General features: G+C 57.3%; 10 protein-coding genes and 1 tRNA gene. 6 read left to right on the forward strand and 5 right to left on the reverse strand.

Going from position 1 to position 13,019, the window contains the following annotated elements:
- Nucleotides 1–17: 17 nt before the first annotated feature.
- On the reverse strand, nucleotides 18–1,604 hold the full coding sequence (locus B2A78_RS15640; RefSeq protein ID WP_077730942.1) for a glucan biosynthesis protein D: 1,587 nt from the start codon (nucleotides 1,602–1,604) through the stop codon (nucleotides 18–20).
- A 681-nt stretch (nucleotides 1,605–2,285) separates the two neighbouring features.
- Here B2A78_RS15640 and B2A78_RS15645 point away from each other — a divergent pair.
- The 4 genes from B2A78_RS15645 (at nucleotide 2,286) to B2A78_RS15660 (ending at nucleotide 7,875) form a co-directional block, all read left to right on the forward strand.
- Entirely contained in the window at nucleotides 2,286–3,785 is a 1,500-nt protein-coding gene (locus B2A78_RS15645) for a DUF4118 domain-containing protein (protein ID WP_240502554.1), read from the forward strand.
- Nucleotides 3,782–4,486, forward strand: a complete 705-nt coding sequence (locus tag B2A78_RS15650) for a response regulator (protein WP_077730944.1) — start codon at nucleotides 3,782–3,784, stop codon at nucleotides 4,484–4,486. The genes B2A78_RS15645 and B2A78_RS15650 overlap by 4 nt, the downstream gene beginning before the upstream one ends.
- 229 nt (nucleotides 4,487–4,715) lie before the next feature.
- Nucleotides 4,716–6,143, forward strand: coding sequence for a sodium:proton antiporter NhaD (nhaD, locus tag B2A78_RS15655; protein WP_077730945.1), 1,428 nt, complete (start codon nucleotides 4,716–4,718; stop codon nucleotides 6,141–6,143).
- Nucleotides 6,144–6,417: 274 nt separating this feature from the next.
- The gene (locus B2A78_RS15660) at nucleotides 6,418–7,875 is read left to right on the forward strand and encodes a potassium transporter TrkG (RefSeq protein ID WP_077730946.1); all 1,458 of its coding nucleotides are present in this window, start codon (nucleotides 6,418–6,420) and stop codon (nucleotides 7,873–7,875) included.
- A 182-nt stretch (nucleotides 7,876–8,057) separates the two neighbouring features.
- Here the strand turns inward: B2A78_RS15660 and B2A78_RS15665 are convergent.
- Nucleotides 8,058–8,133 (reverse strand) — tRNA-Glu (locus B2A78_RS15665).
- A gap of 187 nt (nucleotides 8,134–8,320) precedes the next feature.
- Nucleotides 8,321–9,346: an isocitrate/isopropylmalate family dehydrogenase gene (locus B2A78_RS15670; protein ID WP_077730947.1), complete on the reverse strand. Its 1,026-nt coding sequence runs from the start codon at nucleotides 9,344–9,346 to the stop codon at nucleotides 8,321–8,323.
- A gap of 162 nt (nucleotides 9,347–9,508) precedes the next feature.
- Here B2A78_RS15670 and grxD point away from each other — a divergent pair, with 162 nt between their 5' ends.
- Nucleotides 9,509–9,844 carry a Grx4 family monothiol glutaredoxin gene (gene grxD / locus B2A78_RS15675; protein ID WP_077730948.1) on the forward strand — a complete coding sequence of 112 codons (336 nt, stop codon included), beginning with the start codon at nucleotides 9,509–9,511 and terminating at the stop codon, nucleotides 9,842–9,844.
- On the opposite strand, the gene rnt is transcribed toward grxD, so the two are convergent.
- The gene (rnt, locus tag B2A78_RS15680; RefSeq protein ID WP_077730949.1) at nucleotides 9,833–10,483 is read right to left on the reverse strand and encodes a ribonuclease T; all 651 of its coding nucleotides are present in this window, start codon (nucleotides 10,481–10,483) and stop codon (nucleotides 9,833–9,835) included. The two genes, grxD and rnt, sit on opposite strands and share 12 nt — an antisense overlap.
- Nucleotides 10,484–10,634: 151 nt before the next feature.
- Between rnt and B2A78_RS15685 the strand changes: the two genes are divergently transcribed.
- On the forward strand, nucleotides 10,635–11,441 hold the full coding sequence (locus B2A78_RS15685; protein ID WP_077730950.1) for a VacJ family lipoprotein: 807 nt from the start codon (nucleotides 10,635–10,637) through the stop codon (nucleotides 11,439–11,441).
- A gap of 349 nt (nucleotides 11,442–11,790) precedes the next feature.
- Here the strand turns inward: B2A78_RS15685 and B2A78_RS15690 are convergent, their stop codons facing one another.
- Nucleotides 11,791–12,951, reverse strand: coding sequence for a nucleotide pyrophosphatase/phosphodiesterase family protein (locus tag B2A78_RS15690; protein ID WP_077730951.1), 1,161 nt, complete (start codon nucleotides 12,949–12,951; stop codon nucleotides 11,791–11,793).
- Nucleotides 12,952–13,019: the final 68 nt, after the last annotated feature.

Raw genomic sequence — 13,019 nt, forward strand, 5'->3', positions numbered from 1 at the left:
TTGAAAGCGATTTGGAATTAGGCCGGGCCCGCGCGGAACTGGTAGAGCCAGGTTTCGGTCAGCGCATCGCCGTTGCCGCGGATGTAGAGCCGGAGCTCGACAGGATCGCTGCCGGTCGGGACGAGGTCGAAGATAGCCCTCCAGCGGCGCGTGCCCGGCACCGGCTCGATGAAGGCGCCGGAGACGGTTCCGCCGGACGCGGAGACGACCGGTTCGGCCTTGACCGAATCGCCCCACAGCGGATCCAGCGCCGAGCCCGCGAATTCGACGCAAATCTTGTACACGCCCTTCGGCCGGGGTTTTCCCGGCTGACCGCCACGCCCGATCCGGGTCGCCACGCAGCGGGCCACCTGCGCCGGGTGGGGCTCGTCCCCCAGCCAGTGCAGCCGATAGCGCAGCCGGTAGGAATTGCCGGCACGCGCCGGTCCGTCCGGCCGCCAGTAAGCCACGATGTTGTCGTGGATTTCGTCGTCCGTAGGCAGTTCCACCAATTGGACGGCGCCGGGGCCCCAGTCGTCCAGCGGCTCCACCCACAGGCTGGGCCGCCGTTCGTAGTTGACGCCGTCGAGATAGTTTTCGTACACCCGGTCGCGCTGCATCAGGCCGAAACCTTTCGGCCCCTTGTCGGCGAAGCTGGAGGTCACGGCGAAGGGCTGATTGATCAACGGACGCCAGAGCCGTTCGCCGTTGCCGTTCCAGATCGCGAGACCGTCGGAATCGTGGACTTCCGGGCGCCAGTCCTCGCGTTGGCGTTTCTCCTTTTCGCTGAACCAATACATGGAGGTCAATGGGGCCAGTCCCAACCGGGTGATGTCCTTGCGCAGGAAAAGAACCACCTCGACGTCCTGTATCACGCCCTCGGTACGCCGGATCGAAAAATGATAAGCACCGGTAAGGCTGGGGCTATTCAGCAGAGCGTAAACCGAGACCGGCTGGTCCTCTTTCCGAGCGCCCTCGATGAAAAATTCGGTGAAATCCGGAAATTCTTCAGGCGTGGGTTCGGCGGAGTCCACGATAACGCCGCGGGCGGACAGTCCGTACTGGCCCAAGGCGCCGATAGCCCGAAAATATGAGGCGCCGAGAAAGGCTATCCAGTCTTGGGTTCGCCAGTCCTTGCGCTTCCGAGATTCCTGCAGGCGAAAACCTGCAAAGCCCGTATCTTCAGGCAGCTTGCGGGCGATGCTGTCCTTGGGCATCGAAAAATACTTGGGTCTGTACAAGATTTCCCGCGCCACTCCGTGCTCCAGAACGTGCATCTTGACCGACTTCTGGAAGAACTGGCCCACGTGAAAAAAAGTAGCCGGATAGAGGGACGGCCCATTCGCGAACAAAGCATAATCGGGACGGTAACGGATATTCCCCCAAGCATCGTAATCGATCTGCTGAACGACTTTGGGCAGGGGTTTGGGTGGTGATTCATAGGGCGCCTTGGCCATGGCAGCAGCCCGCTCGATCAGCGCCTCAAAGGAAAAGAGCTGACCAGGGCCCAAACGAAGCCCTTCGGACGCAGGCGGGACAGCCCGAGCCACGTTGAAAAGCGTTCCCCCTAAGGCTACTAAGGAAGCGGATTTCAAGAATCCGCGCCGACTCAACTTCTGATTCATTGGATTGTAATTCTGTAACTGGTACTAATGACTTAGCGTTTCAATAACGAACGCCGATGAAATCGTATGAAACCGGCATTGTCTTGGCAATTCCGAGAAGTGCCCGGCTCTTGCCCCGAACGCGATTCCTAATTCCATTCGGCATTCGAGTGAACATGAAACGTAGGGTGGGTTAGCGGAGCGTAACCCACCGATTCGAGGTCGCTCGGCGGGTTACGGCCTTGGTTCCGAGGTAACGCCGCGGCCCTGATAGGCCAGAGTACGCTTGGAGGCAGCGCGGTAGGTCAATCGCCGGGGGAGCGGTTTGATATCGATCACGGTGGAGGGCGATGGCTGACATCTCGATTGCTTTCTGTTTTGAAATAAATATGCCACTCATTATTGACGCAAAATTTACACCATCTTTAGATCCGAAAGCCTAGAGTGAACGGCGCAGACCCGTCGGAACAGTACCTCGGCTACGCATGCTTCGAGAGAGCTTTAGCAAGGATATCGGCACACTAGGATTAGTCCAAAGACGCGATTGAGGCCGGCCGAAGTCACGAATACGGCGAGTTCGCCTCGGTCAATTCCGGCCTTTTAGAGCAGCCAAAGCGCATGGTATCCGCCACGAGCACCTCATCCCACGCCCCTACTTCCTTGCATAGGCCCTACCGCCGAGCGGTTGGATATTTCTGGGGGTTGGCGGCTCCCACGCTTTGCACGTTGATCAATTGGCCGCTGCGCGGTCAGATCAGCCCAGCGAACATCCTGATGATTTACTTGCTGGGCGTGTTTTTCGTGGCTATCCGGTTCGGACGCGGCCCCTCCATCCTGGCCTCTCTTCAGAGCGCCGGGACTTTCGCCTTTTTCGTTGCCCCTCCGATTTTTTCCTTCGCCGTCTCCGATACGGAGCATCTGATCGGCCTTGCCGTCATGCTGATCGTTGCGGTCGTGACCAGCAGCCTGATGGATGCGCTTCGATCGCAGGCCGCCGTGGCGGCGCAGGGGGAACAGCGCGCCTCGACGCTGTACCGGCTGAGCAAGGAGCTGGCCGGTACGCGCCAGGAGGCGGACGTGATCGCAGCCGGCATCAAACATATCTACTCCGAATTTGGGCTCCCGAACACCCTGCTCGTTCCGGACGGCCAAGCCCGGCTGCACTGTCCGGAAGGCGATCTTTGGCCGCCAGGCATGCCGGATCTGGATCTTGCCCTTGCACAACAGGCTTTTGACCAGGGGCAACCGCAGCCGCCCGGCGGCGGCACCGACACAAATTCTGTAGGGACCTCGCTCTACTGGCCGCTGGTCGGCTCCGAAGGCGTCCTCGGCGTATGGGTGATGGCGCTCCCGGCCCACCGAAGGCTTTCGCCGGAAGAACGGACGCTCCTGGATCTCTTTCTCCATCAAATCGTTCAATCTCTGGAGCGGGTTCGGGCTGCCGAACAAGCTCGCTGCACAGCCATCCGAATAGAGGCGGAAACCCTGAGGAATTCGCTGCTGAGCGCCATTTCCCACGATCTCCGCACCCCGCTTTCGACGATCGTCGGCGCGTCGGGAACGCTGGTCGAAGGCGACGAACACCTGGATGCCGAGCACCGCCAAAAGCTGATCCGAGCGATCCATGAGGACGCGAAGCGGATGTCCGATCTCACGCATAAGATCCTGGACATGGCCCGGCTCGAAGCCGGGAAGGTTGCGCTGAATCGACAGTGGTACGCCCTTGAGGAAATCATCGGCAGCGCCCTGCGCCGGATGCGAAAACAGCTTGAAAACCGGCCGGTCACGGTGGATCTGGATAACGGATTGACGCTGGTCCATGTCGACGCGGTCTTGATGCAGCAAGTCTTGGTCAATCTTCTCGAGAATGCCGTCAAATATACGCCGGAAGCGAGCCCCATCGAGATTACCGCAGAACTGTCGCCGAAGTTGCTGACCCTCTCTATTGCCGACCGGGGTCCGGGCATTCCGGAAAAATTCAGGCACCAGATCTTCGACAAGTTCTTCCGCGTTTACCCGGAAGCGCCTCAGGGCGGCGCCGGACTCGGCTTGGCCATCTGCCGGGCCATCATCAGCGCGCACGGCGGCGACATTCGCGTCGAGCCCCGGGCCGGCGGAGGATCCGTCTTCCGCTTGGAACTGCCGCTCACGGAAACGCCGCCGGACATCGAGCTGGAAAACGAGGCTTTGTCGCGGCCATGACGGAAACCCGCCCCGCCATATTGGTCATCGAGGACGATCCGCACTTGCGGATGTTCTTGAGCACCTGTCTGAGCGGCCAGGACGGTTGGTCGGTGATCACGGCCGAGACCGGGACCGAGGGTTTGGCTTCGGCGCGAAGCGCCAAACCGGCACTCGTGATCCTCGATCTTGGACTGCCGGACATGGATGGCGTGGAGGTGGTGGATCGGTTACGGAAACGCACTGGAGTCCCTCTGATCATCCTGTCGGCCCGAAATCACGAAAACGACATCACCCAGGCCCTCGACGCCGGCGCGGACGACTACCTGACCAAACCCTTCAGCACGGCGGAACTCGTGGCGCGTATCCGGGCATTGCTGCGGCGTGCCTCGCAGCGTTCGTGGGGACCGCCGCGCGATGTGTTTCAAGTCGGCGACCTAAAGGTCGAACTGACCCGGCGGAAAGTTTCTCTCGAAGACCGCGAGATCCATCTCACGCCGATCGAGTATCGCCTACTGACCGCCCTGATCAGTCATGCGGGAAGTGTCGTCACCCACAGACAGCTGCTGAACGAGGTCTGGGGTCCGGGCCATACCGAGCACAGCCATTACGTCCGGATTTACATGGGCCAGTTGCGACACAAGATCGAGGCCGATCCCGCCAGACCCCGCTATCTCCTGACGGAACCCGGTGTGGGATACCGTCTGTGCGACGACGAATGATCGAAGACCCACGAGCGCGTGCATTGATGCAGCCAAGCAATGACCGGCGGCGCTCGCCTTTGCATGATCAGGTCTGCATTGCCTTTTCGTTCAACATTAAACAGCGGAATGCCATCCATGCTTCACGTCTTAATAACGAGACAAGCGGGCAGCCGTCATCAGCGGCTGATCGGTCAAGAAACACGGCTACATCGTACTCACCAACAAGCCGATCAATCGCCGATCAATCATGAATAAGAAATGGCTGATGATCGTGCTTGCCGCCTTACCGGTCCCGGCCCTGAGCGCCGAGGGCAGCCTACCGCCGCCGCTGGATCTGACCCATCATGCCGTCGGCTATCTGGCCGTCGCGATCTTCCTCGGAGCTTATGCGCTGGCCATGATCGAGGAGGTCACGGAACTCAGGAAATCGAAGCCGATGGTTCTTGCCGCCAGCCTCATCTGGGTCTTGATTGCTGCCGTATACGTCCGGGACGGCCTTGGCGAGCAGGCCGAGCAAGCATTCCGCACTGGGTTGGAGGGGTACGCGGAGCTATTCCTGTTCATACTGGTTTCGATGACCTACCTCAACGCCATGGAAGATCGGGGGGTGTTCGAATCCCTGCGTATCTGGCTGCTGCGCAAGGGCTTCAGCTATCGGCAGCTGTTTTGGATCACCGGATGCCTGTCCTTCTTGCTGTCCTCGGTGTGCAACAATCTCACCACCGCCCTTTTGATGGGCACCGTGATCATGGCGATGGGGCGGGATAACCGCCGCTTCATCGGCGTGGCCTGCGTCAACGTGGTGGTTGCCACCAATGCCGGCGGCTCCTTCAGTCCGTTCGGCGATATCACGACCCTCCTGGTCTGGCAAAAAGGGGTCGTGCCGTTCATCGAGTTCTATTCGTTGCTGGTCCCCTCCATCGTCAATTTTGTCCTGCCGGCAGCCATCATGTACTTCTGGGTTCCCAAGGAAAAGCCGGCACCCGCTCTGGAGGCTTTCGCCCTGCGGCGCGGGGCGAAAACGATTATTCTGTTGTTTCTGTTGACCATCGTCACCGCCGTCTGTTTCGAGAACTTCCTGAGTCTCCCGCCGGCCGCCGGCATGTTGGCGGGGCTCACCTATCTGAAATTCTTCAGCTATTACCTGCAGAAGACTGCGGCGCCACGCGGCAATTCGGGCGAAGTCGCCGATACCGATGCCATGGAAATCCCCTACGACCTGGAGGAACGGCATCATTTCGACGTATTCCACAACGTCTCGCGATTGGAATGGGACACGCTGCTGTTCTTCTACGGCGTCATGGTCAGCGTCGGGGGGTTGAGCTTCATCGGCTATTTGAACTACGCCTCGCAGTTCCTTTATACCGATCTCGACCCCACCATCGCCAACGTGCTGGTGGGCATCATCTCCGCCTTCATCGATAACGGCACCATCATGTTCGCCGTGCTGACGATGATGCCCGATATCTCACAGGGGCAATGGTTATTGGTGACGCTGACGGCGGGTGTCGGGGGAAGCCTGCTCGCCATCGGCTCGGCGGCGGGTGTGGGACTTCTCGGTCAAGCCAAAGGCTTCTATACCTTCAGCACACACCTGAAATGGGTTCCGGCCATTGCGCTCGGGTATGCCGGCAGCATAGTCGCGCATTTCGTGATCAATGCCCGGTATTTTTAGCGCGCAGGGTAAGTTCTGGAATGGCTATCGTCTCAAAGAAAATGGGATAGTGATCGCTTACGGACGGAAATTCCGATGCCTTTTATTCTGCGCATACAGAAATCTTATTAATCAGGCCCGTAAATACCCTCCTGGTATTTCGGGCCGCCGCCCAGGCCGGTACACGCCCGGCCTGGGCTCACGCGGCTTGTCGCCGCGCCGGGGCATCCCTGCCCCGGATTAACCCGGCCTATATTTATAGGCCGGGTTAATAAGAACAAAAAAGCATTTCAGCATGATTCAATTTCTGTCACTGGCCCGGGTTTTCGGGCTGATGCTAATGGTCTTCAGCATGACCTACATCTTGCCTATTTTGACGTCGCTCATTTATCGGGATGGGACGGAACTGCTTTTCATCGAGGACATGCTGCTCACCTTGGGTGCGGGTTTGCTACTTTGGATACTGACCCGCCAATTCGATAGGGAGTTGAAGGCCAAACAGGGCTTTATGCTGGTGGTGCTCGCCTGGACGGGAATGGCCGCCTTTGCAACTTTTCCACTCATGTCGTATCTGAAGAACCTGTCGTTTACCGACGCCTACTTCGAAACGATGTCCGGACTTTCGACTACCGGCGCCACGACTCTGACCGGATTGGATCGGCTGCCGCCCGCCATCAATTTATGGCGGCATGAACTCAACTGGTTGGGCGGCATGGGAATCATCGTCTTGGCGGTGGCGATTCTCCCGGTGCTCGGTGTCGGTGGCCGCCAGCTGTTTATGGCTGAAACGCCCGGCCCCATGAAAGACAGCCAGCTCACGCCGCGCATTACCGAGACGGCCAAGAATCTCTGGCTGGTTTACGGCAGCATCACCGTGGCCTGCATTTTTGCCTTGAAATGGGCAGGGATGACGTGGCTGGACGCTGTCTGCCATGCATTTGCAACCTTGTCGCTCGGCGGGTTCTCCACCTACGACGCCGGTGTCGGCCACTTCAATTCGCCCGCAATCGAGGCGGTTTTGATCGTTTTCATGCTGCTGGCGGGGATGAACTTCGCCACGCATTTTCTGGCGCTCCGCGGCAGGAGCCTGATGCCGTACAAGCATGATGTCGAGTTGCTACCTTATCTGGTGCTTGTGGTGGGCAGTTGCGTGGCAATTGGGCTTTATCTGTGGCTTCAGGGCACTTATGCGGATTTTCCGACCGCCCTTCGCCACGCGAGCTTCAGCTTGGTGTCCATCGGCACCGACTGCGGGTTTGTCACCGCCGATTTCAACGAGTGGCCGATTTTTGCGCCGCTGTGGATGTTCTTCGTGAGTTGCGTTGCCGTCTGCACCGGATCCACCGGCGGCGGCATCAAGATGATGCGGACCCTGATTCTCGTCAAACAAAGCCAGCTCCAGATGTTCCTGCTGACTCACCCCACTTCGGTCAACCCGCTCAAACTCGGCAATATGGTCATTCAGTCACCGATCGTCCTGTCGGTGCTCGGATTTATTTTTGTCTATTTCATGAGCGTCGTGGTCCTTACCTTATTGCTCGTAATCAGTGGACTCGATTTCCTGTCATCGTTCTCCGCCGTGCTCGCCAGCATCAACAATGCGGGTCCGGGGTTAGGAGAAGTAGGGCCTGCCACGAATTATGGCGGATTGACCGACTTTCAAACGTGGATCTGCACCTTGGCCATGTTTCTTGGCCGCATCGAGGTGTTCACGGCGCTGATCCTGTTCACGCCGGCCTACTGGCGCAAATGAGCGTCACTCCAGAGGTTTGACGCGCTGGATGCAGCGCGATGTGGCCGCGGCACGAAAAGCGCTCCGGCAACTGCTCAAGGAACCGATTCGGTGTATTCCGGTGGAACGGAAAGGCAAGAAAGTATTGCGGGCGGAAGGACAAACGACCGTCGGGACCTTACTGTCCCAAGGTTATATAAACTTGGCGTCCCCAAGGGGGTTCGAACCCCTGTTGCCGCCGTGAGAGGGCGGAGTCCTGGGCCGCTAGACGATGGGGACGTAGCGGAAGGCCTAATAGATTAGCGCGAGACGTCCGATTGATCAAATCCAATTTTTCCTATTCGCGCCTTGGCGAACAAGGTCCGTCTGCGTTTGGCCCCATGTAAGTCGGTCATGGGGCCAATCTTGAGATACTGTGTTGGGCTGCCTGGCAGCAGAAAACTTCTACGAGAACGGTGCTTTCCGATCAGCCTTGCTCGATGAGCTCGCGGATTATGGCATCGGCCATATGTTGCGTTCCGTAGGGCGAATTCGCGTTTAGGTCGGGCGTCACGATTCTGCCGTCGCGGATGACCTTACGGACGGCTTGTTCGATCTTCCGGGCAGCGTCGAGCTCCCCGATATGTTCGAGCATCATGGCGCCCGCCAGGATCATGGCCGTCGGATTGGCAATGCCCTTGTCGGCAATATCCGGCGCGCTGCCGTGCACGGCCTCGAATAAAGCGGCATCGGTGCCGATGTTCGCGCCTGCGGTCAATCCCAACCCGCCGATGAGACCTGCCGCCAAGTCGGACAGAATATCCCCGAATAAGTTGGTGGTAACGATCACATCGAACACTTCCGGCCTCATGACCAGTTGCATCGAGCAGGCGTCGACGATCTTGTCTTCGAACTCGATCTCCGGATAAGCCTTGGCGACTTCCCGACCGATTTCCAAAAACAGCCCGGAGGTACACTTCAAAATGTTGGCTTTGTGCACCAGCGTCACTTTTTTGCGCTGGGTTTTGCGCGCATATTGAAAGGCGTATTCGATGATCCGTTCGGAGCCTTTCTTGGTAACGATCGCGATGCTTTCTGCTCCCAGTTTTTCCGCATCGACCTTGATGAAATGCTCGATACCGGCGTAGAGGCCTTCCGTATTCTCGCGAACCGTCACCAGGTTTACATTTTGAAACGGTGTGCTGGTGCCTTCGAAAGAAATGGCCGGACGAACATTCGCATACAAGTTGAATGTCTGTCGCAAGGTTACGTTGACGCTTCGGTAACCCCCGCCGACCGGCGTGGTCAGCGGGCCTTTGAAGCAAATTCGATTGTTCCGGATTGATTCGATGGTCGCATCGGGCAATGGATCGGCATGTTTTTCGACAGCCGCCATGCCGGCTAATTGCCGATCCCAGTGGATTCTTACGCCGGTCGCTTCGATCACGCTGACCGCGGCATCGACGATGGAAGGTCCGATACCGTCACCGGGAATGAGGGTAATCTGATGCATGCAGAGAATTCCTTATTTATTTTGAGTGATGAAATTGTCGCTTTAGCGGATTATCCAACAGTAAACGACAAAGTTTAAGCATCAGAGTCGGCCTTCCGAGCGCCGATCATTTCTGATAGATTCACTAAGGTATTTTATCCACTTTAATTTGAGACAGCCGGTATGGACGTTACAGAACGCATCAAGAAACAACTCGCCGAGAATCCGGTGATCCTTTACATGAAGGGGTCTCCCGATTTTCCTCAGTGCGGCTTTTCGGGACGGGCAGTGCAAATTTTGGAACGCTGCGGCGTCGAGTACGCTTACGTGAACATCTTCGAAGATCCCGAGCTGAGAGAGGGGCTGAAGGTATTTTCTCAATGGCCGACGTTTCCGCAGCTTTACATTAACGGCGAGCTGGTCGGCGGAAGCGATATCATGTTGGAGCTGTTCGAAAGCGGCGAGTTGCAGAAGCGGCTGAGCGAAGCGGCTCCTACTTCGGTGGATTCATCCGAGTAAATCCTCCGGGCTGCCTTTTTCAATCGTTACCAGGTCTTTCCAGCGATTTACGATCGTACAGAACAGGCGAGCGGTTTGCTCGGCGTCATAAATCGCGGAATGCGCTTGGTCGTTGTTCCACTCGAATCCCGCCGCTTGCACCGCCTTCGCCAGCACGGTTTGGCCGTAAACCAGACCGCTTAAAGTAGCGGTATCGAAAGTGCTGAAAGGGTGAAAAGGATTCCGCTTGATCCCGCACCGCGCCACTGCCGCGTTCAAAAAACCGATGTCGAAGGCGGGATTGTGCCCGACCAGGATCGCCCGAGTACACTCGGTGCGCCGGACGGCGGCGCGAATGGGCTGGAAGATCTTCGAGAGCGCTTCCTTCTCATCCACCGCGAATCGAAACGGGTGATAAGGATCGATCTTGTTGAAACTCAAGGCAGCCGGATCCATGCGAGCACCTGGAAACGGCTTGATATGAGTGGAATGGGTCTCACAGATCTGGAGATGGCCGTTGCCGTTCATCTCGGGAATAACCACGGCAATTTCCAGCAAAGCATGTTCCGAAGGGCTTAGACCCGAGGTTTCGACGTCGACGACGACAGGCAAATAGCCGCGGAAGCGGCGCGCCAAACTGGCGAGATGATGATCAGGCATTATTCGATCGCATTTTTTTCTCGACTAGGTTCGCTAAGCTCATTATATTTTCCCGTCAACTCGAATTTAAGTTCACGGTAGCTCGAAGCTTCGCCCTGGATATGCTAATTTTAGAGAAAGCCTGATCGACTTCGGGAAAGGAACAAAAAAAATGAAAACAACTCGCCAGTTACGCCCTTCATTGCCGGTCTTCGGACTCGCGCTTATCGTGAGTCTTGCCGGCTGCGCGACCGCCACCAAGCATGATCCACGCGACCCTTGGGAAGGGTGGAACCGCGGCGTTCAGAAATTTAACGATACTCTGGACGATTATGTCATGAAGCCCGTCAGTCAGGGCTATCAATATATCACGCCGTCGTTCGTCGATAAGGGTATCACCAACTTCTTCAGCAATGTGGACGACATTGGCGTAATCGCCAACGACCTATTGCAATTCAAGCTTCTCCAAACCGGGCAAGACACCGGCCGATTCCTGGTCAATACGGTTCTGGGTGTGGGCGGATTCATCGATGTCGCCTCCAAGCTCGATCTACCGAAACACAACGAAGATACTGATCAGACCTTGGGCGCCTGGGGCATTCCGTCGGGTCCCTATCTGGTTCTGCCGTTCATCGGACCAAGCACGCCCCGCGGCGCCCTCGGCTTGGCCGGAGACACCGCCGCCAACCCCATTAACTGGATCACTCCGGCCGCGATTCCCTATGGAACGGGCACTCTGAAAACGGTCGACATGCGCGCCGACCTGTTGAGCGCCACCAAAATCGTTGACGAGGCCTCGGTCGACCGTTACGAGTTTATTCGTAACGCTTACTTTCAGCAGCGCAATTACCTGATCCATGACGGCAACCCTCCTCTGGAGGATGAGTTCGAGCAGGAAATGGACCTTGAATTGGAAGGCTTGAGCCCAAGCAACGGAGATACCGAAAAGAAGGAAAAACCGGAAAACGAACAGCTTTAGCCCGTTTTCCGAATCGGTGTAAGGGATTCGGATATGTAGGTCGGCAATCCCTTGCCGACGTATCGGCTCGGCGAAGGGCTTTGTCGGCAAGGGATTGCCGACCTACGTTCTCCCCTCCTGGCACGAATCCGTACACCGGGATGGAAAACGCTCTAAGCGCTACGTCAGAAGACGCATAAACCGGCACCGGACGTTCCCGTGCCGGTTTTTTTCTTTGCACGCCTACCTTCGAATCCATTCGCATCGTGACAGACAAAGCTTCGACTCTTCGGGTCGAAGTGCGATCTCCGAGGCCGCATCTAACCGAGTGTCCGCATAACCCGAGCCTACTCGTACGCAGCCTTCCCGCCTAAGCCGCCGCCACGATAAGCGGGACGAACATCTCCTCCGGGCTCATGCCGCCGTGGACACCGATCTGCCGATATGGGCGTTCGCCAGGGAGCCAATCCTTTATCACGTAATTCTCCTTCATGATCAGCATGTAATCGCCTATGCGTTCGGTCAACCGCGGGTGAGGCGTGCCTGAACCGAAACAGCCGGAAGCGAGAAGATCCCGACTGAGATGCAATTCGAGATAAGCGGTCAAGTTATCTTGTACATAACGTTCGAAGCGTTGCGCCTCTCCCGATTTCACATAGCAATATGCAGCCCGTCTTTCACCGCATAAAGGTAATATCAGGCATTCATTCAGCTCCGAATGATCGTCCAACTCGATGGCACGCTCGGGGCTGGTATCGATTTGACCGTGGTCCGCCGCGACGATGAGCAGTGTATCGCTTCCCGCAATGTTTCCGAAAAACGCCTCGAAGGCGCTGTCCAGTTCAGCCAGATGCTGTTCCGCCTCCGGGCTTGCCGATCCATTCTCATGGCCGATATGGTCGAGCTCAGACCAGTAGGCATAAATGAATTTGCGATGAACATCCTTCCGGAGAGTCCGAACGATCACGCCGAAAAATTCCTCGATCGTATCGAAATCTCGCAATTCGGCTCTGCCTTGATGCGCCAAGTTGAAGTCCGAATGGGCTATACGGCGCGGGGAAACGATATAGCAAGGCAGCGGAATGCGATTGAAGATCGGCACATGGCCGAAAAATTTTTCGGCTTCGATGCCGCATTTCCCCAGCGGTATCCCGCCGTATCGAGGCACACCAGGCAATACCGACAGTACGGCACCCAACTCCTTGAAATACATGTGCCATCCGGTCAAACCGTGCTGTTGCGGCGCCAGTCCGGTCAAGAAGCTCGTTATGGCCGTCGCGGTAGTGGACGGAAAGACCGATGTCATGCGTCCGCGGAGATGTTGCCGCAAGAAACTGCCGCGGTCCTGCCTGATCAAGTATTCATAACCGAGTCCATCGACTACGATCAGAACAACATTGCGGTAAGCGCCCACCTCCGCCGATGACAGGCCGTTGAGGGGCGCATAGCCGTTCGGCTCACCACCGAGCCCGGTAATGAGCGAGCTGAGCAGATTTACGATGCCGGCGCCTTGATAGTCCGGTAATTGCATGCGCGTTTTATTCCCTGGCAAGCATCATTGCCGGTATGGGCTACGCAACCTTAAGGCGCGTTGTGCAG

The organism is Methylocaldum sp. 14B (assembly GCF_002005105.1).
Lineage (GTDB): Bacteria > Pseudomonadota > Gammaproteobacteria > Methylococcales > Methylococcaceae > Methylocaldum.

Coding starts and splice junctions, on each gene's coding strand:
- nhaD (WP_077730945.1), top strand. CDS start 4,716: ATGAATAAGAAATGGCTGATGATCGTGCTTGCCGCCTTACCGGTCCCG.
- B2A78_RS15650 (WP_077730944.1), top strand. CDS start 3,782: ATGACGGAAACCCGCCCCGCCATATTGGTCATCGAGGACGATCCGCAC.
- B2A78_RS15690 (WP_077730951.1), bottom strand. CDS start 12,951: ATGCAATTACCGGACTATCAAGGCGCCGGCATCGTAAATCTGCTCAGC.
- B2A78_RS15640 (WP_077730942.1), bottom strand. CDS start 1,604: ATGAATCAGAAGTTGAGTCGGCGCGGATTCTTGAAATCCGCTTCCTTA.
- B2A78_RS15685 (WP_077730950.1), top strand. CDS start 10,635: ATGAAAACAACTCGCCAGTTACGCCCTTCATTGCCGGTCTTCGGACTC.
- grxD (WP_077730948.1), top strand. CDS start 9,509: ATGGACGTTACAGAACGCATCAAGAAACAACTCGCCGAGAATCCGGTG.
- B2A78_RS15660 (WP_077730946.1), top strand. CDS start 6,418: ATGATTCAATTTCTGTCACTGGCCCGGGTTTTCGGGCTGATGCTAATG.
- rnt (WP_077730949.1), bottom strand. CDS start 10,483: ATGCCTGATCATCATCTCGCCAGTTTGGCGCGCCGCTTCCGCGGCTAT.
- B2A78_RS15670 (WP_077730947.1), bottom strand. CDS start 9,346: ATGCATCAGATTACCCTCATTCCCGGTGACGGTATCGGACCTTCCATC.